General features: G+C 68.2%; 21 protein-coding genes. 12 read left to right on the forward strand and 9 right to left on the reverse strand.

Annotated elements, in window-relative coordinates; translation table 11 throughout:
- Window positions 1–204: 204 nt before the first annotated feature.
- Window positions 205–1,161: a LysR family transcriptional regulator gene (locus BMY06_RS28795; RefSeq protein WP_080180686.1), complete on the forward strand. Its 957-nt coding sequence runs from the start codon at window positions 205–207 to the stop codon at window positions 1,159–1,161.
- An 84-nt stretch (window positions 1,162–1,245) separates the two neighbouring features.
- On the opposite strand, the gene BMY06_RS28800 is transcribed toward BMY06_RS28795, so the two are convergent.
- Window positions 1,246–1,860 (reverse strand): C39 family peptidase, encoded by a 615-nt coding sequence (locus BMY06_RS28800; protein WP_074986722.1) that lies wholly within the window; start codon window positions 1,858–1,860, stop codon window positions 1,246–1,248.
- Between the two features lie 478 nt (window positions 1,861–2,338).
- Between BMY06_RS28800 and BMY06_RS28805 the strand changes: the two genes are divergently transcribed.
- Window positions 2,339–3,193 (forward strand): helix-turn-helix domain-containing protein, encoded by an 855-nt coding sequence (locus tag BMY06_RS28805; RefSeq protein WP_065059462.1) that lies wholly within the window; start codon window positions 2,339–2,341, stop codon window positions 3,191–3,193.
- On the opposite strand, the gene BMY06_RS28810 is transcribed toward BMY06_RS28805, so the two are convergent.
- Window positions 3,190–5,058 (reverse strand): ATP-binding response regulator, encoded by a 1,869-nt coding sequence (locus BMY06_RS28810; RefSeq protein ID WP_074986682.1) that lies wholly within the window; start codon window positions 5,056–5,058, stop codon window positions 3,190–3,192. The two genes, BMY06_RS28805 and BMY06_RS28810, sit on opposite strands and share 4 nt — an antisense overlap.
- A gap of 7 nt (window positions 5,059–5,065) precedes the next feature.
- Window positions 5,066–5,635, reverse strand: a complete 570-nt coding sequence (locus BMY06_RS28815) for a putative pterin-binding protein (protein ID WP_080180696.1) — start codon at window positions 5,633–5,635, stop codon at window positions 5,066–5,068.
- Between the two features lie 378 nt (window positions 5,636–6,013).
- Here BMY06_RS28815 and BMY06_RS28820 point away from each other — a divergent pair, with 378 nt between their 5' ends.
- Window positions 6,014–6,961: a phosphoribosyltransferase gene (locus BMY06_RS28820; protein ID WP_074986683.1), complete on the forward strand. Its 948-nt coding sequence runs from the start codon at window positions 6,014–6,016 to the stop codon at window positions 6,959–6,961.
- A 9-nt stretch (window positions 6,962–6,970) separates the two neighbouring features.
- Here the strand turns inward: BMY06_RS28820 and BMY06_RS28825 are convergent, their stop codons facing one another.
- Window positions 6,971–8,686 (reverse strand): ATP-binding domain-containing protein, encoded by a 1,716-nt coding sequence (locus tag BMY06_RS28825; RefSeq protein ID WP_074986684.1) that lies wholly within the window; start codon window positions 8,684–8,686, stop codon window positions 6,971–6,973.
- Between the two features lie 187 nt (window positions 8,687–8,873).
- On the opposite strand from BMY06_RS28825, the gene BMY06_RS28830 reads away from it, so the two are divergent.
- Both BMY06_RS28830 and BMY06_RS28835 read left to right on the forward strand, forming a co-directional pair.
- Window positions 8,874–9,500 (forward strand): glutathione S-transferase family protein, encoded by a 627-nt coding sequence (locus tag BMY06_RS28830; protein ID WP_074986685.1) that lies wholly within the window; start codon window positions 8,874–8,876, stop codon window positions 9,498–9,500.
- A 67-nt stretch (window positions 9,501–9,567) separates the two neighbouring features.
- Window positions 9,568–10,200, forward strand: a complete 633-nt coding sequence (locus BMY06_RS28835) for a Fur family transcriptional regulator (RefSeq protein ID WP_074986686.1) — start codon at window positions 9,568–9,570, stop codon at window positions 10,198–10,200.
- Window positions 10,201–10,369: 169 nt separating this feature from the next.
- Here the strand turns inward: BMY06_RS28835 and BMY06_RS28840 are convergent, their stop codons facing one another.
- From BMY06_RS28840 to BMY06_RS28850, 3 genes are all read right to left on the reverse strand, one after another.
- The gene (locus tag BMY06_RS28840; protein WP_074986687.1) at window positions 10,370–10,783 is read right to left on the reverse strand and encodes a response regulator; all 414 of its coding nucleotides are present in this window, start codon (window positions 10,781–10,783) and stop codon (window positions 10,370–10,372) included.
- Between the two features lie 286 nt (window positions 10,784–11,069).
- Entirely contained in the window at window positions 11,070–12,620 is a 1,551-nt protein-coding gene (locus tag BMY06_RS28845; protein ID WP_074986688.1) for a cryptochrome/photolyase family protein, read from the reverse strand.
- Between the two features lie 223 nt (window positions 12,621–12,843).
- Complete coding sequence (locus BMY06_RS28850) at window positions 12,844–13,554, reverse strand: TetR/AcrR family transcriptional regulator (protein WP_065059454.1); 711 nt, start codon at window positions 13,552–13,554, stop codon at window positions 12,844–12,846.
- A gap of 219 nt (window positions 13,555–13,773) precedes the next feature.
- Between BMY06_RS28850 and BMY06_RS28855 the strand changes: the two genes are divergently transcribed.
- Window positions 13,774–15,300, forward strand: coding sequence for an MDR family MFS transporter (locus BMY06_RS28855; RefSeq protein WP_065059607.1), 1,527 nt, complete (start codon window positions 13,774–13,776; stop codon window positions 15,298–15,300).
- 299 nt (window positions 15,301–15,599) lie between these two features.
- Complete coding sequence (locus tag BMY06_RS28860) at window positions 15,600–16,904, forward strand: MFS family transporter (protein WP_065059453.1); 1,305 nt, start codon at window positions 15,600–15,602, stop codon at window positions 16,902–16,904.
- An 89-nt stretch (window positions 16,905–16,993) separates the two neighbouring features.
- On the opposite strand, the gene BMY06_RS28865 is transcribed toward BMY06_RS28860, so the two are convergent.
- On the reverse strand, window positions 16,994–18,448 hold the full coding sequence (locus BMY06_RS28865; RefSeq protein ID WP_074986689.1) for an aminotransferase-like domain-containing protein: 1,455 nt from the start codon (window positions 18,446–18,448) through the stop codon (window positions 16,994–16,996).
- A gap of 172 nt (window positions 18,449–18,620) precedes the next feature.
- Between BMY06_RS28865 and BMY06_RS28870 the strand changes: the two genes are divergently transcribed.
- From BMY06_RS28870 to BMY06_RS28885, 4 genes are all read left to right on the forward strand, one after another.
- A complete protein-coding gene (locus BMY06_RS28870; protein ID WP_074986690.1) occupies window positions 18,621–19,535 on the forward strand; it encodes a DMT family transporter in 915 nt (304 codons plus the stop codon).
- Between the two features lie 151 nt (window positions 19,536–19,686).
- Window positions 19,687–20,229, forward strand: a complete 543-nt coding sequence (locus tag BMY06_RS28875; RefSeq protein WP_065059450.1) for a GNAT family N-acetyltransferase — start codon at window positions 19,687–19,689, stop codon at window positions 20,227–20,229.
- 147 nt (window positions 20,230–20,376) lie between these two features.
- The gene (gene tam / locus BMY06_RS28880) at window positions 20,377–21,201 is read left to right on the forward strand and encodes a trans-aconitate 2-methyltransferase (RefSeq protein WP_065059449.1); all 825 of its coding nucleotides are present in this window, start codon (window positions 20,377–20,379) and stop codon (window positions 21,199–21,201) included.
- A gap of 181 nt (window positions 21,202–21,382) precedes the next feature.
- Complete coding sequence (locus BMY06_RS28885) at window positions 21,383–22,279, forward strand: mechanosensitive ion channel family protein (RefSeq protein ID WP_065059448.1); 897 nt, start codon at window positions 21,383–21,385, stop codon at window positions 22,277–22,279.
- Between the two features lie 36 nt (window positions 22,280–22,315).
- Here BMY06_RS28885 and BMY06_RS28890 read toward each other — a convergent pair whose 3' ends face one another.
- Window positions 22,316–22,867 carry a putative glycolipid-binding domain-containing protein gene (locus BMY06_RS28890; protein ID WP_065059447.1) on the reverse strand — a complete coding sequence of 184 codons (552 nt, stop codon included), beginning with the start codon at window positions 22,865–22,867 and terminating at the stop codon, window positions 22,316–22,318.
- Between the two features lie 249 nt (window positions 22,868–23,116).
- Between BMY06_RS28890 and BMY06_RS28895 the strand changes: the two genes are divergently transcribed.
- Window positions 23,117–24,103 (forward strand): urea transporter, encoded by a 987-nt coding sequence (locus tag BMY06_RS28895; protein WP_080180697.1) that lies wholly within the window; start codon window positions 23,117–23,119, stop codon window positions 24,101–24,103.
- The last annotated feature ends 1 nt before the right edge of the window (window position 24,104 follow it).

Here is a 24,104-nt window from a genome sequence, read left to right on the forward strand (position 1 = left end):
CCTGCGGCACCGCATTCGAGCCGGCGCAGTTTTACGCCGACAAACCGGAATCGTCCTGCAACCGCCGCGCGTCTGATCCGCGAGACGCCGGCTTCGCGACGCCTTTGGCCGCACGACTGTGGCGACCAGGGCGCGCCGCTCACCTATTTGCAGCAGCCCCGCGGAATTCGCTCAAGCCGTACCCGACCCATCAGGAGCTCGCCCGTGATCGACCGCATCCAGGCGATGCGCACGTTCGTCCGCATCGTCGATACCAACAGCTTCACCAAAGCCGCGCAATCGCTCGATATGCCGCGCGCCAGCGCCACCACGCTGATGCAGAGCCTCGAAGCGCTGCTCGGCACGCAACTGCTCGTCCGCACCACGCGCCGCCTTTCGCTGACGCCCGAAGGCGCGGCCTACTACGAACGCGCCTCGCAGATTCTCGCCGACATCGACGAGGCCGAAGCGAGCGTGCGCCAGACGCCCGGCGCCATCGGCGGACGCCTGCGCGTGGAAATGCCGGGGCTGATCGCCAACGCGATCGTGCTGCCCGCGCTCAATGAATTCCACGCGCGCTATCCGCAGATCGACCTCGTGATCGGCGTGAGTCTGCGCAACGTGGACCTCGTCGGCGAAGGCGTGGATTGCAGTATCCAGCTCGGCGAAATGCCCGATTCGGGTCTCGCCGCGCGCCGTCTCGGCCTGCTGGAACACGTCACCTGCGCGAGTCCCGCGTATCTCGAACGGCGCGGCGCGCCCGCCACGCTCGACGATCTCGCGCAGCATCCCGTCGTGAATTTTCTGTCGCCGCTGACGGGGCGTCCGTACGAGTTCGACTTCGAGGTCGACGGCAGCCCGACCAAGGTGAAGGTGGACGGCTTCGTGCATGTTTCCGACGAATTCGCCTACCTGACCTGCGGGTTGCAGGGCTATGGGCTGATCCAGCCGCCGCTGCTCGCGGCCCAGCCGTATCTCGACAACGGCACGCTCGTGGAGGTGCTGCCGCAGTGGAAGCCGCTGCCTACGCCGGTGTCGGTGGCGTTCGTGAAGTCGCGTCAGCTTTCGTCGCGCGTGCGCGTGTTCGTCGACTGGCTCGCCGAGCTGTTCGAGGACGCGGGCGCGCTCAATCGCGATCTGTCGCGCGTGCGTCAATTGCTGGAGGGATTGCAGCCGGCTTGATGCGCCGGTTCGATGGGTTCGCCCGCGCGCGCGGCGCGATGTGCCGCCGCGTGCGTTTGGGTGTCAGTGCTGCACGCGGCGCGCTCACGCCGCGCGCGTGAGCGCCATGCCGCGCCGCGCGTGAAAGCGCGTGACGGTCGAGTACGGCAGCCAGGCGTCGGCCTGATACGGCGCGACGCCCGAGGGATTGTGGAACCAGACGCCGTCGTCGTCGCGGCCGTGCACGAGAATCAGATGGCCGCCCTGCTGGGCGTTGTCGCGCTCGGGATAGCGGATCTCGGGGCTCACGGAGACGATCGCGAGCGTGTCCGGTCCGAGCCGCGCGGCGCTCGCCTCGATGCCTTCGTCAGTCATAACCTCGACGCGCACGCCGTAGGCCGACTCGGCCCACTCGGCGAACGGACGGTAGATCAGGCCGTCCACGCCGCCGTCTTCGCGCAGGCGATAACAGCCGTGGCGCAGCGCCTCGTCGAGCATCGCCGCGCGTGGCGCGTGGGCGATGCCCCAGTAATCCAGCGCCGATTCGAAACAGGTCAGGCCGCACAGGCGCTTCGCCCAGAAGCGGTAGTCGCCCGGCTGCGCGAAACCGCTCGCGCGCCATGCCGGATCGTCGCAGGGATCGGCGTCGTCCTCGACGATGCGCGCCACCCACTCCGGACTGCCCCACTGGCTGTAATACGGCACACCATGATGGCGCAGCACGGCGCCGCGTGCGGCTTCGCGCCGCGCTTCTTTCGTCTGGTCTTTCGTCTGGTCTTTCGTCTGGTCTTTCGTCTGGTCTTTCGCCTGGTGCTTTGAATCGGCCCGCGCATCGGGCTGCCCGTCGCGCGTCACGACTTCGTTCGCTGCGCCGGTCACGCCGGCGTTCACACGTCTTTCGTCCATACAGGCTCGCTCCGGCTCGTTGATCGAGGCAGGCGGCCACGCAAGCGGCCCGGCCTGCCGATTTCGCGTAAAACACCCATTGTCGCAGAGGCGCCCGCGTCGGCGCATGACCCCGGGCTTACGTCATCCCTGCGATGGCCAACATTTGTATACAAAAACGATGAGCCATTTGTTAAATGATGCGTTTAGAATATTGTGCGCCCGCCTGACGGCCCGTCGATGTTCTGGCCGTCATGCCCCTGGCACACGATAACAAACCACCTCCTTCGATCACCCCCTTTTTTATCGCCGTATGTCGAACGTTGCACACTCAACCGATTCGGCCACGGTCGCTGAGCGCGTACGCGAGCTGATGAGCCGTCACGGCATTGGTAAACGTCAGCAAACGACCGAGCTATGCCGGATTCTCGATCTGAGCTTTTCCCAGGGGCACCGCAAGCTGCGCGGCAACAGTCCGTGGACGCTCGCGCAAATCAAGAAGGTGGCTGAAGCATTCGGCGAACCGGCGGGCCAGTTGTTCGGCGGCCAGTTGCTCGATCCGGGCATGGTCGGCGCGAGCGCCCAGGAAGCGCTGCTGTGCGTGAGCGCGGCGGAACTGCCATGCACGGCGTGGATCGGCGCGCCCGTGGAGCCGGGCAGCCGCCCGGACTTCGTCGCCTATGAAAAGCAGGGCCAATGGCGCGTGGTGCGCCCCGACGGCGCGCTCTACCAGAACGCGCGCGACGTGCACAAGATCGAGATTTATCCGCGCCGCGCCGAAGCGGACAAGCCGCTGATCGCCGTCGTCGACGACGATCAGGCTTCCGCCGACAACCTGCGCGACTATCTGGAGCACAGCGGCTACACGGCCCACGCGCTCTACGGCCTCGCGGCGTTCGGCGAGGCGCTGGAGCAGCACGTGTTCGACGGCGTGGTGATCGACTGGCTGTTCGGCAATCAGACCGCCGCCGACGCGATCCGCCAGGTGCGCGCCTCCGAAAACCCAGAAGCGCCCATTTTCGTGCTCACCGGCGAACTGCTGACGGGCAAGGCGAGCGAATCGGAAATCAGCCAGGTGGTGCGCCACTACAACGTGGCCTGCTACGAAAAACCGGCGCGCATGGCGATCCTCGTCGCCGATCTCGGCAAGCGTCTGAACCGCGCCTAGCCCGGCATGCGCGCCTCGCGCGGCGCGCTGAGCGCCCGCTGCAGCGCCGCGCGCAGCACTTCGTAATGCAAGGGCTTGGCGAGCGCCGCGAAAAAGCGGTTCTCGCCTTCGACAGCCATGCTCGCCAGCGCGGCGACGTCGGCGCTCACGGCGATCACGCGCGGCGACACCGCCCGCCGCCCGCCCTTGCGCGCCTCCAGGCCGGCGAGAAATGCGTAACCGTCGCGGCCCGGCATGTGCAGATCGAGCAGCACCACGTCGCAGGGCGACTCGGCGAGCAGCGCCAGCGCGCTGTCGGTATCGCCCGCCGCGCGCGTCGCGTAGCCCATGTGCGTCACCATTTCGCAGAGCGACTCGCGCACCAGCGGGTTGTCGTCCACCACCATCACCTGTGGCGGCGCCCACAGCGCCTGGATCGGCGTCGCCTCGGGACCGGCCTCGGGCGCTTCGATGGCGGCGACCGGAATCGTCACCGTGAAGGTCGTGCCCTCGCCCACGCGGCTATCGGTGTCGATATGCCCGCCGAACAGCTCCACCAGCCCGCGCACGATCGCGAGCCCCATGCCCGCGCCCTCGTAGCGCCGCGAGCGCGACGTGTCGAGCTGCGTGAACTCCTTGAAGATCAGCGGAATCTGCGCCGCCGCCACGCCCGGCCCGGTGTCGCTGACCTTGATCGCGAGCGTCTGCGCGGGCGCGGTCGAGGCGCGCGGCAGCACGCCCGGCGCCGGACCGCTGAGCGCGAATTCGATGCTCACCGAGCCGCGCTCGGTATAGCGGATCGCGTTGGTCACGAGGTTGTTGGCGATCTGGCGGATGCGGTGCGGATCGGCCAGCACGCAGCGGTGCGCGCCGTGCCACGCGTGCGCTAACGCCAGCCCGCGGGCGCGCGCGGCCTGCTCGTTTTCGTCGACGATCGATTGCAGCAGTTCGCGCGGATCGAACTCCTCCGGACGCAGTTCGAGCTTGCCCGCGCCGAGCCGCGCGTAGTCGGTGAGGTCCTTCATCTGCGCTTCGAGCTGGCGCGCGGCGGTTTCGAGCCGCCCGATCACCTTGCGGTCCGATTCCGAATGCGAGTGGAAGCCGAGCAGTTCGATCGACGAGACGATCGCATGCAGCGGCGTGCGCAACTCGTGGCTGATCATGCCGAGGAACGCGTCCTTGGCCATGCTCGCCTCGCGCGCGGCGCGGGTCGCCTGGTGCTCGGCTTCGAGCGCGGCGTGCTGCTGCCGGATCAGGCGCGTGCGCCGGTAGCCGTTCATGACGAGCAGCGCGGCGGCGGCGGCCGACAGCACCAGCAGCACGAGGCCCGCCGCGAACAGTTCGCGGCGCTTGGCGATGAAGTCGCGGCGGATCGCCTCGCGTTCGGTCACGTCGGCGAAGCGGCGGTTCAGCGCGAGATCGGTCACGGCGCTCCAGCGCGCGTCGAGCGCTTCGAGCATCGGCACCGCGCGCTCGGGACGCTCGGACAGCATGGCGATTTCGGCGTCGAACGGCGCAATGGTCGCATCGATCGCGTCGAGGTCCTCTGCCTGGCGCTTCATCAGCGAAGGCGTGGCGACGAGCGAGCGCGTCGAGCCCTTCATCACGTTGAGCTTCGATTGCAGGACTTCGTAGCGCAGCCGCACCTTGTCGATGTCGCGGTCGATGCCGTCGGCGTAGATCAGCAACTGGCTCTCGAAACGCGAATAGGCGAGCTGCATCTGCGCGGCGTCCCAGTACAGGCCGTCGTAGTTGCCGGTGAGGCGCTGCACCACCTGCGGATTGAGCAGGTTCGCGTAGAGCAGATAGCCGACCGCGGCGAGCGGCGGCGCGAGCGCGACGACCCAGATCAGTACGTGCAGGAAGCGGCGCAGCGGGCGTTGCATGGCGGTGTCAAGGCTTGATGGTCATCGACACGATCTGCCAGGCGAACTTGGCGTCGCCGGCCGCGCCGTCGAGTTCGAGCGGAAACTGGTCGCGCGGATAGATCAGGAACAGCGGGCCGAAGTCGCTCACCTTCAGGCGCTTGCCGTTCATCGCATAGGCCAGCACCACGCCGTAACGGCGCGCGTCGGCGACCGGCACGACGCAGGTGTAGTCGTCGATCGTGTGGATCTCGATCTGGCTGCCGTAAGCGCCGACGGTTTTCAGCACGTCGGCGAGCAGCGGGCCGGTGAAGGTCGAACGCGGCGTCCAGGTCGTCGACGTGGAGATCGCGTGCGTGGGCAGCGCGAGCAACTGCTGCTCGCTGAAATGATAGGTGTCGTGCGTGGCGTTGTTGGTGACGCGCACCTGGCCGTTCACGTCGAGCTTCAGCCCGCCGCCGGTCGCAGTGGACGCAGCGGACGCCGCGAACGCGGTTCGCGCCGGCAGCGCGGCGGCGGCCAGCGCAGCCGTGAAGGCCGAGGCGAGCGCGCCGGTGAAACGCCGGCGCGCGGGACTGGCGGGCTGCGCGGGGTGCATGAACCGCGTGGACGGCACAGCGTGCGGCGTGCCCTGGAACTCGCCGTGCGGCGCGTCTTGCGCCGCATCGTGCCGGACAGCCGGCCGGTCATCGGGATACTGCATCTGCTCGGGCCCCCTGGCGCATCGAATCGTCATCTGGTCGTGTGGTGCGCTGGCGCGCGCCGCCGGTCTGCATAGGCCGGCAAGCATAGGCATAATATCGTCAAACATTGACCCGACAATAGACGGCGCGTTCGGACGGCTTGCACGCTTTTGCGCCTATGTGCGCGCGAGCTTCCCCGCAACGGAGCGCTACGGACCGCAACAAGCCGCAGCGGTCCGCAACGGTCTGCAACGCGCCGTCTCACCTGCCGCTTCAAGCGCCGCTTTGCCCAAATGAACAAACCCGTCGTTCCGCTCACCTACGAACAGCTCGACCAGTGGGTCGAATCGCTGCAGCCGCTTCTCGTCGAGGAAAATTTCGCCTGTGTCGTGGGCATCCTGCGCGGCGGCGCGCCGCTCGCGCTGATGGTTTCGCATGCAACCGGCGCGGGCGTCGCGTTCCTGCGCTACACGCGCGAAACGCGCGAGGTGCGCTGGGATTCCACGCTGCCGATGCCCGAGCCGGGCGCGAAAGTGCTGGTCTGCGAGGACATCGCCGGACGCGGCCATACGCTCGTCGACTGCATCGCGTTCCTGCGCGAGCACGGCCTGCAGGTGCGCACGCTCACCGGCGCGTACGACGACCTCTCGCGCCTGCGCCCCGACTATTCGATCGACGCAAGCGGCTATTTCGCGCTGTTCCCGTGGGAGCGCCAGGCCTACACCGACCGCTATCGCGCCGACTGGGTGCGCGAGGGCGCAAGCGAAGGCTCGCGCATGGCCGACGACCACGAATACGCGGTCTACGCGATCGACCTCGACGGCATCCTGCTGCCCGACATACCACTCGCGCGCTACGACGAAGACCTCGACGGCGCGCTCGCCGAACGCGACGCGCTGGTGCCGTTCGAGCGCATTCCCGACATCGACCTCAAGCACGCGCGCGCGATCATCACGGGGCGCCCCGAACTCGACCGCGAGCGCACTCAGGCGTGGCTCGATCGCCACGGCTTCGGCCATCTGGAACTGGTGATGCGCGCGCCCGGCGAGCACGACGAGTCGGTGCAAGGCGCGGCCACGCACAAGGCCGCGGCCGCCGTGCGCTGCGGCGTCACGCATTTCATCGAGAGCGATCCGGTGCAGGCGATCTTCATCGCCCAGCGCGCGCCGCTGCTGCGCGTGATCTGGTGGAACGCCCAGGCGCGCAGCGGCACGCTGATCGGCGCCTCGGCCTGGGGTTGAGCGCGCCGCCTAGCCTTCCTTGCCGCCCGTTCTGAGCGCGGGCGCAAGCGGCTCGTGACCGAGCAGGCGCGCCGCGCGCGGCGACGCCACCACGATCAGCTTCATGGTCGCGCGCGTCGCGCCCACGAACAGTTTGCGCACCGCGCGTTCGTCGAGCGTGTCGAAATCGACGTCGGTGAGAATCACGCACGGCGCCGACTGCCCCTTGAAGCGATAGATCGAATCGAGCAGCAGGTCGCCGTCGCGATACTGCGGCACGCCGAACAGGTCGTACTCGCCCGTGAAGCTGCGCAGCCGATGCGGCCCCAGATGATCGAGCGCCGTGAAATGCGAGTGCTCGCGGCCGCGAAACGACAGCACCACGATGTCCTGCTTGCGAAAGCCGAGCGCCAGCGCCTGCGTGACCGCGCGGCGCGTCGCGGCGACCACGGTGGATTCGCCCTCGCCTTCGTCCGTCGCTTTGTCCGTCGCTTCGTCCCACGCGAACACCGTCACCTCCGAGCCGCCAAACGGACTGGCCGCCGACAACCCGGCCAGCGCGGGCACCGTCGCGCCCGCCACGTCGCGCAAGAACGCGAGGATGTCGCGCGGACTGCGATAGTTCGTGGTCTCGCGCAGCACGGTCCAGCCCGGCAGCGCAACCGGCTCGCGCACGTAGAGATTCTGCAGCGGATCTTCGAGCCACCACCAAGCCGCGCCCGGCCGCAACAGCCGCGCGAGCGCCTCGACCCACGCCTGCTGAAAATCCTGCCCCTCGTCGACGATCACGACGTCGAACTGCCAGCGCGCGTCGATCGGCGTCTGCGCGAAGCGCTGCTCCAGCGTCTCGAACACGTTCGCGCCCTCGAAATCGGGCACGTGGCCGCCGTCGCGCGCGACCCAGTCGCAGAGCTGGTGATAGTTCGCCACCTTCACCTCGGGCGGCGCGACTTTCGCGATGTGATCCGCGAGCGGCCGGTTGAAGCAGACGTAGAGCGTGCGCTGACCGCGCGCGAGCGCGTCCTGCATCACCTGCAACGCGAGCTGCGTCTTGCCCGAGCCCGCCGTGCCGATCACGCGCAGCCGGAACGGCGCGAACTCCAGCCGCCGCGCCCAGGTGGCGAGCCCGCCCGCAAGCCGCGTGACGAGCGTGCCCGCCGCGCCCACGAGCGCGCTGGCGTCGGGCGTGAGCGCGAGTTCATCGGCGAGAAAATGGTGGACCTTGGCGGCGCTCGGCAGACGCGCTTCGTCGGCGGGCAGCGCCTCGCGGATGATCGCCGCGAGCTGCCCCTTGCGCGTGGCGTCGACGATGCGGGCCGGATTCACGCCCGCGATCGCCGGATCGCGCACCACGTGATCGGGACAATAAAAGAGTTCTTCGAGGTGATAGGTGCCCGCGCCGAACGCCGCCGTGAAACGCCGGTGCAGCCCTTCCATGGTGCGCGCGAGCGCCACCGCGACGTTGCGCTCGGTCTGCATGTACGCCTTCACGAGACCGTCTTTCGTTTCGCGCAGAAAGCCGGTTTTCTGCTCGACGATCATCACGCGCCCCGACGGACTGACGATCGCGAAATCGGCTTCGCCGAACACCGAAAACCCTTCGGCGAGGCGCGTCCAGTGCACGCCGTGATAGACGGTGTAGCCCGCCGGCAAGCCGCGTTCGAGCAGCGCGAGCGTCTCGCGTTCGCGCGCGGCGGCGCCGGTGGCTTCGAGATGCTGCCAGTCGTCGGGGACAATCCGGGCCATATGCGTTTCTCGTCACGTTGTGCAGCGGCTATTCTACGTAATGCGGCCCGTGCGGCGCGCGCGCGAAAATCGCGCGCCCGATCGTGTATCGTGGCGAACCCGGCCGACGCGCGCCCTGCGCGCCGCGCGCATTTTTTTCACGCTGCAATTCACGCAGCGATTCACGCTGTCAAGGAGAGTGGTCCAGATGATCAAAATCTGGGGACGCGCCAATTCGGTGAACGTCCAGAAAGTCCTGTGGTGCTGCGACGAACTCGTGCTGCCGTTCGAGCGCATCGACGCGGGCGGCAAGTTTGGCCGCCTCGACGAACCCGCCTATCTGTCGATGAACCCGAACGCCAAAGTGCCGACGCTCGTCGACGGCAATTTCGTGCTGTGGGAATCGAACGCGATCCTGCGCTATCTGGCGATGGAATACGGCCCGTCGAGCCTGCTCTACCCGACCGAGCCGAAAGTGCGCGCGGGCATCGAGCGCTGGCTCGACTGGTCGATCGGCACGCTCGCGCCCGCCGAACGGCCGCTTTTCATCGCGCTCGTGCGCACGCCCGCGGACAAGCGCGACGCCATTCAGATCGCCGCCGACCTGGAGAACGTGGCCGCGCAATGGACGCTGCTCGACCGCCATCTGCAAGGCCGCTTCTTTCTGGAGAACGACCGCTTCTCGCTCGCCGACATCGTGCTCGGGTCGTTCGCGCGGCGCTGGTTCGGGCTCGAAGGCATCGAGCGGCCCGCGCTGCCGAACCTCGAACGCTGGTATCAGCGGCTGGCGCAGCGCGAGGGCTTCCGCAAGTACATCGGCTTGCCGCTGAGCTGATCGCCGCGTCGCGCGGGCTCCGGCGGCGGGCCGGGCGCGCGCGCGACGCGACCCGTATAATTACGGCATGAAGACAGCAAAACCGTCCCCGGATAGCGCGGCGCCTCACTCGCACGAGGCGCACGCGGCGCATGAGCCTGCGCACGACCATGACCACGATCACGCGCACGCTCACGCGGCGCACGATCATCGTCATGCTCCGGACGGCGCCTCGCTCGACACCGCGCTCGAAATGGCCGAAGCCTATTGCCGCGAGCGCGGCGAAAAGCTCACGCCGATCCGCCGCAAGGTGCTCGAACTGCTGCTCGCCTCGGGCCGCGCGACCAAAGCCTATTCGCTACTCGACGAAATGCGCCAGATCCATCCGGGATCGGCGCCGCCCACGGTGTATCGCGCGCTCGACTTTCTGCTCTCGGCGGGCCTGATTCACCGCATCGAATCGATCAACGCGTTCGCGGTCTGTCACGACCTGACGCAATGCCAGCACGGCATTCTGGTGGTGTGCCAGCAATGCGGCAACGTCACCGAACTGCACGAGCCCAAGCTGCGTCAGGCGCTGGTCGCGCAGATCGAAGCGGCGGGCTACCGGCTCTCCGGCGAGGGCATCGAACTCAAGGGCGTCTGCGCGCAATGCCAGGCGGCCGAAGTCTCGGCCGCCAAACCGGCCGCCGCGCCGCCCTCCGAGACCACGCACTCCTGAGCGCGTTCGCGCGGAACGTCGGACCCGTTCGCGGTTCGACGTTTTCCGGCATTTCCACCGTCAATGGCTGCGACGCCGCACACGCGCCCATCCGCGGCGCGGGGGCCGCGTGGCGTGTCGCGCGCGAGCGGCGGCGCCGGGCTTCACCCCGGCTGGCCGCTCGACGCGTTCAGAAGGACGACTGGCGGGCGTCGATCGCGTCGCTGAGCAACGCGACCAGCGCTTCCGGCTTGGCCGGTTTGGTCATGAAATGCTGGAAGCCTTCGCCGATGCTGCGCAAACGCCAGCTCTCTTCGGTGTGGCCCGTGAGCGCCACCGCGACGGCCGGCGCGTGATCGCCGCGTATCTCGTGGTCGCGCAGACGCTGGATCAGGTAGAAGCCGTCCATCGCGGGCAGATCGAGATCGCAGACCACCGCGTCGGGAAGCAGCCGGAGCGCTGCTTCGACACCGGTTTCGGCGTCCTCCACCGCAACGACGCGGGCTCCTTCGGCCTCCAGCAGCGAGGCGAGCGAGTCCCGGCTTTGCGGGTCGTCTTCGACCAGCACGATGGTCGTCTGGTCGAGTTTGTGTACTGCGTTCATTGTGTTTGCTTGAATGCCGTTCTGTCTGTTTCGCGAGGTGCGCCGGCCGTCGGCTGACGCGCGTCGCGCTGCGGGCACTGCGCCCCGGGGACTCCCAGGGCCGCCCATATAGAGCAATATTGATGCCGCGGGTTCAGTGCGCCGCGCACAATAGACCCTTGCGAGGTCAGGCGCATGACAAACGCGCCTGTGCGCCTTGCGCCCGCTGACTGCGCGCCAGCCGTGGACGTGCCAGGGCGCGCGCATGCCCGCGCATCGATCCCCGTTCCAACGCTTATTCCAACGCTCATTCCGCCGATTTCCGTGCGGTCTTGCCCCCGCCCGGTGCAGCCTTCGCGCCCGATTTCCCGGTCTTCGCGAACGCTTCCAGGGCCCGCGCGCGCGCCACATCATGTTCGACCACCGGCAGCGGATAGTCCGTGCCCAGCCGCACACCCGCCGCTTCGAGCGTGGCCGCGCTCGCCTTCCAGGGCTGGTGGATCGCGGCGTCGGGCAGCTTCGCGAGTTCCGGCACCCATTGGCGCACGTACGCGCCGCGCGGATCGAACTTCTGGCCCTGCAAGACCGGATTGAAGATCCGGAAATACGGCGCCGCATCCATGCCCGAACCGGCGACCCACTGCCAGTTGGCGGGATTGCTGGCCGAATCGGCGTCGACGAGCGTGTCCCAGAACCACTGTTCGCCCTCGCGCCAGTCGAGCAGCAAATGCTTGGCGACGAACGACGCCACCACCATGCGCACGCGATTATGCATCCAGCCCGTGTGCCACAGCTCGCGCATCCCGGCATCGACGAGCGGATAGCCCGTCAGGCCGCGCTGCCACGCGCGCAGCCCCTTGGCGTCGCGGCGCCACGGCATGGCGTCGAAATGCGCGCGCAGATTGCGATCGGCGAGATCGGGCCAGTGAAAGCGCTGGTAATAGCAGAACTCCCGCCAGCCCAGCTCGCTCGCGAACTTCTCCGCGCTTTCGGCGCGGCGCGCGGGCGAACCCGTTTTTGCTCCCCCTTTCACGCCATGCTCGGCGGCCTTGAGCGCCGCGAACGCCTGGCGCGGCGAGATCGCGCCGACGCGCAGATACGGCGACAAGCGGCTCGTGGCGGCGTGGGACGGCGCGTCGCGCTCCTCCGCGTAAGCCTCGAAATCGGTGCCGAGGAACGCCTCCAGGCGCTCGAACGCCGCTTCCTCGCCGGCGGGCCACGCCTCGCGCATGCCGCCCGCCCAGTCGGGTTTGCTCGGCGTGAGCCCGAGATCGTCGAGTTTCGATGCGCGCTGGGTAAGACGTGCCGGTAGCGATTGAAAATTCAGCCGATCCGGCTCGGGCGCGGGCGGCGGCGGATCGCCGATGCGCCGGCATGCGCGCCAGTAGGCCGTGAACACCTGGAACGGTTCGCCGGACTGATTGAGGATCGTCCACGGTTCGGCGAGCAGCGCGCCGTTGAAGCTTTCGGCGGTGAGGCCGCGCTCGCGCAGACGCGTCTTGAGCGCCGCGTCCGATTCGCGCTCGTGGACGCCGTATCGGCGGTTCCAGAACACGCCGGTCGCGCCGCTCGCCTCGACGAAGTCTTCGAGCGTGGCGGCTTCCGCGCCTTGCAGGATCACGAGCCGGCCGCCGCGCTCGCGCAGCGACGCATCGAGCGCCGCCAGCGACACGTGCAGCCACCAGCGCAACGCGGCGCCGGGCGCGCGTTCGCCCGCGGCATCGGGATCGTGGATATAGACGCAGATTAGCGGCTGGCCCGTCTCGGCGGCCGCGGCCAGCGCGGGCTGGTCGGAGAGACGCAGATCGTCGCGAAACCAGACAATGACGGGAGCGGGAGTGGATTTTTTAGCGGTCAACCGGACCTCGAGCGTGTGACGTGCCGCGCCGCCTGGCCGCGCATGGCGCAGACATACGACGTTTAGGGGACGTGCGTACGACCTGCGCGCGATGCGTCCGGACCGGACGGCGCTCGGGTGCCGCAGCGTACCACGCGCGGCGGCGCGCCAAGCGGGCATCAAGTGGGCAAAAAGCGAACGACAGGGAGGCGGGCAGCGTCAACCGCTCGCCCCAACCGCTCCACTAAGCAGGACGTATGCCGTGCGTGATGAGCGCGACGGCATGGCGCGCGATTTCCTCGGCGCCGATGCGGTGCGGCACGGGCGCATTGCGCCAGAGCGGCGTGGTGGCGAGCGGCAGCAGCGTGAGCCCGAGCAGCGACTGGAACAGCAGCGACGGCTCCAGATCCGCGTTGAGCTTGCCTTCGCGCTGCCAGCGCTCGATCGCCGCGTGCGCCTTGCGCTGATTGTCGTGGCCGAAACGCTCGTGCATGCGCTGGCGCAGCAGACCGCCCTCGCTGATGACCTCGCGCACCCACAGCGGCGCAAACCACGGATGCGCCTGCCCCACTTCGACGAAGCGCCGCGTCAGCTCGGTCAGCGCGGCGAGCGGATCGTCGGGATGCAGGTCGAACGAGCCGCCGAGCGCGGTGCGCAGCGGCACGAAACGCTCGTCGATCAGCACGTCGATGAGCTGGTCGCGCGTCTTGAAGTAGTAGTGAACCATCGCGGGCGTGACGCCCGCCTCGCGCGCGATCGCGGCGAGCGTGGTGTCGAGGATGCCCTGACGCGCGAACAGCGCGAGCGCCGCGGCGATCAGGCGTTCGCGCTGCTCCGCGCCGCCCGCGCCGCCGCTCGGACGGCCGGGGCGCTTCGGTCCTTGCGGCGCTTTCGCTTCCTTTGCGCCTGACGGCGAATCCAGCGAACGGTCAGCAGCAGTGTCAGCAGTCGTCATAGTGAATCGCAAAATCGAACCCACGCGAACAATACACGAGCGCGTCGATCGTCTACAGGGAAGGCACGGAAAAACAGGGCGGGAAACCGTCGGTAACGAACCGGTTACGAATCCGTCTTTGACCGGCCTTGAGAATTGTCCTAATATTAATCTTCAAGTTAATTAATTTCAAGATCGATCCCGATCATGAAAAACGCGACGAAGGACGCGAGACCGCCGATGGACTCCACTGCGCAACATCCCGCCACCGCCCACGCCGGGCCGGCCGACCAGAGCGGCGGCCACCCGCCGATCCGGCTGCTGTTTCCCGCGCTGCTGCTCGTCATGCTGCTGGCGGCGCTCGACCAGACCATCGTGTCGACGGCGCTGCCGACCATCGTCGGCGAACTGGGCGGCCTCGACCGGCTTTCGTGGGTCGTGACCGCTTACCTGCTGACGTCGACGATCGTCGTGCCGCTGTACGGCAAATTCGGCGACCTGTTCGGCCGCAAGATCGTGCTGCAGGCCGCCATCGTCATCTTTCTGGCAGGGTCGGCACTCTGCGGCATGGCGCAGAACATGCCGCAGCTGATCGCCCTGCGCGCGCTGCAGGGGATCGGCGGCGGCGGCCTGATGGTCGTGACGATGGCCGCCATCGGCGACGTCATTCCGCCCGCGCAGCGCGGCAAGTATCAGGGCATGTTCGGCGGCGTGTTCGGCCTCGCCACCGTGGTCGGCCCGCTGCTCGGCGGCTTTCTCGTCGAGCATCTGTCGTGGCGCTGGATTTTCTACATCAACCTGCCGCTGGGCGCCGTGGCGCTCGCCGTGATCGGCGCGGTGTTCAAGCCGCGCGTCGCGCAGGTCAAGCACGTGATCGACTACATGGGCGCGGGCTGGCTGGCCGCCGCGCTCACCTGCCTGATCCTCTTCACGAGCGAGGGCGGTTCGCTGCTGCCGTGGAATTCGCCGCAGCTCTGGCTCACGCTGGCGCTCGGCGTGGTGGCGGTCGCGGGCTTCATCCACGAGGAAAAGCATGCCGCCGAGCCGATCATGCCGCTCGAACTCTTTCGCGAGCGCACCTTCGTGCTGTCGAGCCTGATCGGCTTCATCGTGGGCGTGTCGCTGTTCGGCTCGGTCACGTTCCTGCCGCTGTACTTGCAGGTCGTGAAGGGCTCGACGCCGTCCGAGGCCGGCATGCAGATGCTGCCGATGATGGGCGGCGTGCTCGTGATGTCGGTGATCACGGGCCGCATCATCAGCAAGATCGGCAAGTACCGCATCTTTCCGATTCTCGGCACCGCCTGCGTGGCCGTGGCGATGATGCTGCTCGCGCGCCTCGCCATCGACACGCCGCTCACGCGCATGTATCTCTACATGGGCCTGCTCGGCTGCGGTCTCGGCATGGTGATGCAGGTGCTGATCCTCGCCGTGCAGAACACCGTGGAATTCCGCCACATGGGCGTGGCGACCTCGGGCGCGACGCTGTTCCGCTCGATTGGCGGCTCGGTGGGCGTGGCCGCGTTCGGCGCGGTGTTCTCGCACGGGCTGCATGCGCGGCTCGCCACGCTGCTCGCCGCCGATGTGGAGCTGCCGCAGCCGCTCACGCCCGACGTCATCCACCATCTGCCGCCCGCGCTGCACGCGCAGTATCTCGACGCGTTCTCGGGCGCGCTGCACACCGTCTATCTTCTGGCGGCCTGCGTGGTGGTGTTTGCCTTCGTGCTCGCCTGGCTGCTGCGCGACGTGCCGCTGCGCAAGCATTCCTGATTTTCGCGGCACGGTTCGCGGCACTTTTCACGACCTCCCTCCGCGCGGCGCGATGCTCGCGCCGCGCTCGCGTCTTCGGCGCTTCGGTTTTCCCCCCGCTCGGTCCCTTTCCTGCGCGCCTGATCGCCCCATCGCCCGATCCGAAAGTCGCCCCCGCCGCACCCAGGGCTTTCCTTACATTTCCACATCGCTTATTTACATTTAGATAAAATCGCGGGGCGCAATGCGCATCTGTACGCGGCGATTCGCGGTTCGCCCATCGTCGCGCCTCAAAAAGCACTAAAGGAAAGAGACCTCCCATGGACGTCAAGACCGAGACCGCCGTGCCCGACGCGCACGACACCCGGCGACGCGTGTTCGCCATTGTCGGCGCCTCGTCGGGCAATCTCGTCGAGTGGTTCGACTTCTACATCTACTCGTTCTGCGCGCTGTACTTCGCGCCCGCGTTCTTCCCGAGCGGCAACACCACGACGCAGCTGCTGAACACCGCCGGCGTGTTCGCGGCGGGCTTCCTGATGCGCCCGATCGGCGGCTGGCTGTTCGGCCGCATCGCCGACCGCCACGGCCGCCGCACCGCGATGATGATCTCCGTGCTGATGATGTGCGGCGGTTCGCTCGTGATCGCCGTACTGCCCACCTACGCACAGATCGGCGCCGCCGCTCCGCTGCTGCTGCTGATCGCGCGTCTGTTCCAGGGCTTGTCCGTGGGCGGCGAGTACGGCACCAGCGCGACCTATATGAGCGAAGTGGCGCTCAAGGGCCGACGCGGTTTCTTCGCCTCGTTCCAGTACGTGACGCTGATCGGCGGCCAGTTGTGCGCGCTGCTCGTGCTCGTGATCCTGCAACAGACGCTCTCGACCGAAGAACTGAAGGCATGGGGCTGGCGCATTCCGTTCGTGGTCGGCGCGGGCGCCGCGCTGATCTCGCTCTATCTGCGTAAATCGCTCAACGAAACCTCGACGAACGAGTCGCGCCACAAGCAGAACGCGGGCACGATTCGCGGCGTGTGGCAGCACAAAGGCGCGTTCCTGACGGTGGTCGGCTTCACCGCGGGCGGCTCGCTGATCTTCTACACGTTCACCACCTACATGCAGAAGTACCTGGTGAACACGGCGGGCATGCACGCGAAGACCGCCAGCAACGTGATGACGGGCGCGCTGTTCGTCTACATGCTGCTGCAACCGGTGTTCGGCGCGTTCTCCGACAAGATCGGCCGCCGCAACTCGATGCTGCTGTTCGGCGTGTTCTCGGTGCTCTGCACGGTGCCGCTCATGCACGCGCTCAAGGACGTGACGAACCCGTACGCGGCGTTCGCGATGATCGTGATCGCACTGGCGATCGTGAGCTTCTATACGTCGATCAGCGGTCTCATCAAGGCGGAAATGTTCCCGCCCGAAGTGCGTGCGATGGGCGTGGGCCTCTCGTATGCGGTGGCCAACGCGATCTTCGGCGGCTCGGCGGAATACGTCGCGCTGTGGTTCAAGTCGATCGGCAGCGAAAGCACGTTCTACTGGTACGTGACTGTGCTCTGCGCGATTTCGCTGCTCGTTTCGTGGCGCATGCGCGACCCGAGCAAGGAAGGGTATCTGCGTCACGAGCCGTGATCGCAACGTCATGCTGTGACGTCATGCAGCGAGGCATGACCTGACGTCATGACGAACGGCGCACGCCTCAAGCGTGCGCCGTTTTCGTTTCAGTCCACGCGCTCCCACGCCGATGGCGCGGCGGCCCGCTCCATCGCGCGCTGCAAGGTCTCGTAGACTTTGGGCCGGTTGCACTGCGACGCATTGAACCGTAGATACTCGCCCGCGCTGCGCGTCGCGCTGAACACGTTGCCCGGCGCGAGCACCACGCCGTCGGCGAGCGCCTCGCGCGCGACCTGCGCCGCATCGAGCCCGTCGGGCAAACGCGCCCACAACAGCATGCCCGCTTGCGGCCGCGTCCACACCGTGAGACCCGCCGCCGCGAGCCGGCGCAGCGTGTCGCCCATCGCGTCGGCGAGCCGCGTGCGCAAGCCTTCCAGATAGCGCCGATACGTTCCGTCCACGAGCAGACGGTGCACCAGATCGGCCGTCAGGTCGCCGTTGCCGAACGCCACCGCGAGCTTCAGATCGACGATCGGCTCGATCCAGTCCGCGCGCGCCGCGATATAGCCGCAGCGCGCGGCCGCCGTCATCGTCTTCGAAAAGCTGCCGATGGCGATCACGCGCGCGAGACCGTCGAAGGCCGCGAGACGCGGCGCGGGATCGCTCTCGAAGTCGGCGAAGATGTCGTCTTCGATGATGGTGAGCCGATGCTCCTCGGCGAGCTTGAGCAGACGATGGGCGGCCGCGGGCGCGAGCGTCGCGCCGGTCGGATTGTGGATCGCCGAATTCGTCACGTACAGACGCGGCCGATGCTCGACGAGCGCGCGCTCGAACGCGGCCAGATCGGGACCGTTGGGCGTGTACGGCACGCCGACGACCTTCGCGCCATGCACGCGCAGCATCGCCTGAAAGTTGAAATAGCACGGGTCGTCGACGAGCACGGTGTCGCCGGGTTCGAGCAGGAAGCGGCACAGCAGGTCGAGCGCCTGGCTGCCGCTGTCGGTGAGCGCGATCTGGCCAGGCTCGGCGCCGATGCCGTGCTGCGCGAGCCGCCACGACAGATGCTGGCGCAGCGCCGGATGGCCGAGCGGCGTGGCGTAATCGGTCAGTTGCGCACGCGGATCGCGCGCCATGGCGCGCAGCGCGCGGCGCACCGCGTCCTGCGGCAGCCACGAAGCGGGCAGCCAGCCGCAGCCGGGACGCAACGCGCGCGCGTCGGTTTCGAGCGACTGGCGCGTGAGCCAGAGCGGATCGATTTCGCGATCCAGACGCGGTTGCGGCTGCGCGCCCGCGAGACCGCGCTCGCCCACGGCACCACCCGCCCCGCCCGCCACGAAAAATCCCGAGCCGCGCCGCGCCACCAGCGCGCCTTCGGCCACGAGGCGCTCATAGGCCTCGACCACCGTCGACTTGGACACGCCGGACTGCTCGCTCATCGTGCGGATGGACGGCACGCGCGCACCCGCCGCCAGCGCCCGCGACGCGATGCGCTCGCGCACGATCCGCATGACCTGTTCGACACGCGTGAGCGCGCCGTCCGCTGTCCGCCGTGCGTCTTCCATCTGTCCTCCGCTGTCCACCGGCTGCCCCTCACGGTTGCCAACTGTACTGATCCGTACTCAATACAGTTCATCGAAATTGTACTGATGCATAGCTTACCGGTTCGGGAGCGCGCGCGCATGATCGGCCAGATGGCTCAGGCACTTCGGCCAGGGCCGCCACGCTCTCTCCCGCATGCGCAAAACCCTCGACTCCACTACCGACGGCTGGCTCTGCGGCCTCGCCGGCGTGCTCATCTTCAGCGGCTCGCTGCCCGCCACGCGTGTGGCCGTGCTTGGCCTCGATCCGCTCTTTCTCACCGGCGGGCGCGCCACGCTCGCGGGCGTGCTCGGCGCGTTGCTGCTGATGCTGTTTCGCGCGGCGCGCCCGCAGCGCGCCGAAGTCTGGCCGCTCGTGATCGTGGCGCTCGGCGTGGTGGTGGGTTTTCCGCTGCTCACGGCGCTCGCGCTGCGCCATGTGAGTTCGGCGCACGCGATCGTCTTCATCGGGCTGCTGCCGCTCGCCACCGCGATCTTCGGCGTGATGCGCGCGGGCGAGCGCCCGCAGCCCGCGTTCTGGCTGTTCTCCGCGATCGGCAGCGGCGCGGTGGTCGCGTTCGCGCTGCGTCACGGCGCCGACGCCTCGCCGATCGGCGACGCGCTGATGCTCGCCGCAATCGTGGTCTGCGGCCTCGGCTACGCGGAGGGCGCGCGGCTCTCGCGGCGTCTCGGCGGCTGGCAGGTGATCTGCTGGGCGCTGGTGATTTCGCTGCCCGTAATGGCGCCGCTCGCCGCGTGGCGTCTGCCGGCCTCGTTCGCGGCAGTCAGCGCGGCGTCGTGGTGGGGATTCGCTTACGTCTCGCTGTTCAGCATGTTGATCGGCTTCGTGTTCTGGTATCGCGGACTCGCGCTCGGCGGCATCGCGGGCGTCGGCCAGTTGCAGTTGCTGCAGCCGTTCTTCGGCTTCCTGCTCGCCGCGCTGCTGCTTCACGAAGCGGTGCCGCCCGCGATGCTCGCCGTGACGGCCGTGGTGATCGGCTGCGTGGCCGGCGCGCGCCGCTTCGGACGCGGCCCCGCGCCGCAACGCACGGCGCAGGCGCAGCGCGGTTGACGCCGATTCGCGCGATCAACGCATCGATGCGCATCGCGTCGGGCGTCGTGCACCCTTTCTGACGCACTTCATTTCGACGCGCGCGCAAGGCATAGTGGAGGGATCGGCTGCCGCCGCGCGGCCCCCAACCCGAGCCCTTCGCCGCCCGCTCATGAACGCACCGCACGCCACCGCGCCCTCGCTGCGCGACGCCACGCCCGACGACTTCGCTTCCATTGCCGCGATCTACGCGCACCACGTGCTGCACGGCGCGGCCTCGTTCGAGGAAACGCCGCCTTCGCTCGACGAACTCCTGCGCCGCCACGCCGCCGTACGCGAACAGGGCCTGCCCTGGATCGTCGCCGAGATCGACGGCCAGGTCGCCGGCTATTGCTACGCCACGCCTTATCGCCCGCGCGCGGCGTATCGCTTCACTGTGGAAGATTCGATCTATATCGACGAAGCATTTCGCGGACGCGGCCTCGGCCGCGTGCTGCTCGACGCGCTGATCTCGCGCTGCGAGCAAGGTCCGTGGCGGCAGATGATCGCCGTGATCGCCGATCCGAAAGGCGGCTCGCTCGCGCTGCACACGAGCCTGGGTTTCGAACTCGTCGGCACGCTGCGCGCGGTGGGATTCAAGCACGGCGCGTGGCGCGACACCACGCTGATGCAGCGCGCGCTGAATGCGGGCGCAGCCAGTCCGCCCGACGCGTGATCGCCAATCATACGGATACCGAACTATTGAAACGCAGACCGCGTGACGCCGAGCGTTTGCGCCCGAGTGGATCCCATTTACTGATCGACCGTCCGCACCCAGAATAGGCGTATCCGGCTTGCACCATCCACACGACAGGAGACGCCCATGCTGAACAACGCAGCGGACAAGACCACCACGCGCGACGGCTACGCGAAGCAATACGTGCAGTTCGAGGACGAGCGCACACGGCCCGTGCGCGACCTGCTCGCCGCCGTGCCGATCGCGCCCGAGCAAACGATTCGCACGGCCATCGATATCGGCTGCGGCCCGGCGAATTCCACCGGCATCCTGATGGCCCGCGTGCCCGGCGCGCAGGTGAGCGGCCTCGACGCGTCGGCGGACATGCTCGACGCGGCGCGCAAACGTCTGCCACAACTGCAATTCGAACTCGCCGATATCGCCGAATGGAGCGCACGCGGCAGCGATGCGCCGCGTTACGACCTGATGCTCGCGAACGCCGTGCTGCAATGGCTGCCCGATCACGACACGCTGTTTCCGCGTCTCGTGCAGCGTCTCGCGCCCGGCGGCCATCTTGCGATCCAGATGCCCGACAATCTCGACGAACCCGCGCACACGCTGCTGCGCGAGATCGCCGCCGAAGCGCCGTGGGCGAGCCACCTCGCCGGCGTGGCGCGCACCGAGCGCTTCGACGCGCGCCATTACTACGCGCTGCTCAAGCCGCTGTGCGCGCGCGTGGATGTCTGGCGCACGACTTACTACCATCCGCTCGCGGGCGGAGCGGACGCCGTGGTCGAATGGTTCAAGGGCAGCGCGATGCGTCCGTTTCTCGCCGCGCTACGCAGCGACGACGAGCGCGCCGCGTTCACCGCGCGTTATCGCGAGGCCATCGCGCACGCGTATCCGGCGCTCGATGACGGCGTCGTGCTGCTGCCGTTCCCGCGCCTCTTCATCGTCGCGACGCGAGGCTGACGCGCGCACGCGGCCACCGCGCTGGCGTACCGTCCGCCGCACAATCCACAACGTTCACGAACGTAAAACGCAGCGATCAAATAAAGGTCAACGCGCGAATCCGATCGATTCGCCCCGTAAAATAGGCCCTCTTTGCGCGTCCGGTCACGCACCGGCGCGCCCGACTTCGAGGACGCCTCCCATGCAATCGCTACTCGTGCACGTTCACCCGTCCAACTGGAGTTTCCTGTGGGACGCGCTCTCCGCCCTCGCGCTGCGGCTGTGCGCCGCCGCCGTCATTCTGTGGGCGGGCTGGTGGATTTCCCGGCGCGTCGGCAAATGGCTCTCGGGCCAAAGCGGCATCGACCCCACGCTGCGCCCCATCGTGCGCGATTGTGCGCTGTGGGGCGTGCGCCTCGTTGCCATCGTCGGCGCGCTGTCGCAACTGGGCATCCAGACCGCGAGCATCGTGGCCGTGCTGGGCGCCGCCGGTCTCGCCATCGGCCTCGCGCTGCAAGGCACGCTGCAGAACATCGCGGCGGGCATCATGTTGCTGCTGCTGCGTCCGTTCAAGGTCGGCGACTATATCGACGGCGGCGGCGGCAACGTCGCGGGCACGGTCGAGGAAGTGAATCTCTTCACGACGCGCCTCACGAAACCCGACGGCATCTGCGAATACGTGCCGAACAGCGCGCTGTGGAGCAACTCGATCCGCAATTTCAGCCGCAATCCCACGCGCCGTCTCGACCTCGAAGTCGAAGTGTCCGTGCGCGACGACGTGAACCGCGCGATCGAAGCGCTGCGCGCGCTGGCCGCCGCCGATCCGCGCGTGCTGGCCGCGCCCGCGCCGCAAGTCATGGTGACGCGTTTCGACGACAGCACCGTCGTGCTCAATATCCGCGCGTGGTCCAACATCGATACCTTCTGGGACATGCGCTGGGCGCTCTCGCGCCAGGTGCGCCAGGCGCTCGCCGACGCGCATTGCGCGCTGCCGCTGCGCACGCGCGAACTGCATATCGTGCAGACGGGCGGCGCGCAAACAGAAGCACAAACGCAAAACGATTCCACGCAAGGCGCGACGCAACATCCCGCGCGCTAGATTCATGCGATTGCCGCGCGTGTTTCAGGACGCAATTCAGCGCGCTGGCAAGCGCCGGAACAGCGTCGGATAATCGATCACGAGTCCGTCGTCATCGATACGCAGTTCCGCCGTGAAATGGCGAAAAATGCCTTCATAGCGATAGATTCGATCGGGCTCGATGCACGTGTAGGCCTGCGCGACGCGCGTGGCTTCGAGTTCTGGCGCGGCGATATAGGCAACGTCGATCGGACGCCGTTCGCCGCGCGCCAGACCGAGGCGGCGAATCGGCAAGGTGTTCGTGAATGGCGTCGCCGCGATGTCGATGTCGATGCAGCCTTCGATGGCGTCGAGCGCGCGGCCCGCGCCGTCGCGCCAGTGGCCGAGACCGTCGCCGTGCATCGCGAACGACGCGCCGCCCATCACGCGAAAGGCCGCGTAGGTCACGCGCCATTGCGCGTCGCAATGCACCGTGTAGCAGAGGCCGTAAGCCTTGCCGTAACGCTGCCCGACCACCACGCTTTCCACGCGGATCGCGCCGCCGCTCGCATCGAACGCCAGGTGCTCGATGCCCTCGCCTTCCTCCGAAGCCCAACGCACTTCACGCATCGCTCGTCTCCCGCCGCGCCGGGATGCGCGGCTGCGGCTATCGTAGCGCAGGCGCGGCGCGCGCACGCGGCGCCGCAAATAGCGACTATCAACGCGCGCGCATGCGCAACGGCCGCGGCATCGCCTATGCTCGCGATGCGCACCGGCCGACGCGGCGCTGGCGCCGTTCGCGCGTTGCTGACCGCATTACTGACTGCGCCGCGTTCCGCCTCGTTCCCTGTCGCCTCCACGCCTTGCCGCACGACCGCCATGCTGACTTCCGCGCCCGCCCCCGCTCATCCGGATGCCGCTTCCGCCCGGCTTGCCGCGCCTTTGCATACGCTTTTGCGCAGCCTGGGCCAGATCGTGTTGCAGCGCCACGCGGGCACCGGCGCGAGCGTGCTCGCGGCGCTCGCGCTCTGCGACGCGCGGCTCGTCTGCGCGGCGCTGATCGGCGCAACGGCGGCCAATGTCTGCGCGCTGCTCGGCGGCGCGCCGCTCGTCGAGATCGACGATGGTCTCGCGGGTTTCAACGGCGCGCTCGCCGCGCTCGCGGCCTTCACGTTCGCCGACGATCCCGCAACCGCGGTCGCCCTGGCGCTGCTCGCGGCCTGCGCGAGCGCCTGGCTGGGCGCGCCGCTCGCGCGTCGGCTCGGCGACGTGGGACTCGCGGTGTATTCGTCGCCGTGTCTGATTGCGACGTGGGTCTGGATGGCGTTGCGCACGGCGGCCCCGCCCAACATAAGCGGAATCAGCGACGCAAAAACCGCCCCCGCACCACAAGCCTTCGACCTCGCCGCCCACGCGCTGAGCGGCACATTCAGCGGCCTCGCGCAAACCGCCTTCGCGACCGGCGCGCTGCCGGGCCTCGTGCTGCTCGCGGGCATCGCGCTTTCGTCGCGGCGCGCGGCGGCGTTTGCGCTCGGCGGCGCGGCGCTCGCGAGCGGCATCGAATGGCTCGCGGGCGTGCCCGGCGCGAACTTCGACGCGGGCCTCTGCGGTTTCAACGGCGCGCTCGCGGCGCTCGCCGCCAGTACGCTCGGCGCACGCGCCGCAATCTGTGCGACGATGCTCGCGGCGGCGCTGCATCTCGTCGCGACCTGCCTCGGTTTGCCCGCGATGACCGCGCCGTTCGCGCTCGCGGGCTGGGCCGTGCATGGCGCGTGGCGGCTGTGCGGATTCACGCGCGCCGCGCCCGTCTCGCCCGCCGCCATCCGGCTCAACGACCGCCTCAACGACCGGCCTTACGACCGCTAGA

Source organism: Paraburkholderia tropica, from assembly GCF_900109265.1.
Classification (GTDB): domain Bacteria; phylum Pseudomonadota; class Gammaproteobacteria; order Burkholderiales; family Burkholderiaceae; genus Paraburkholderia; species Paraburkholderia tropica.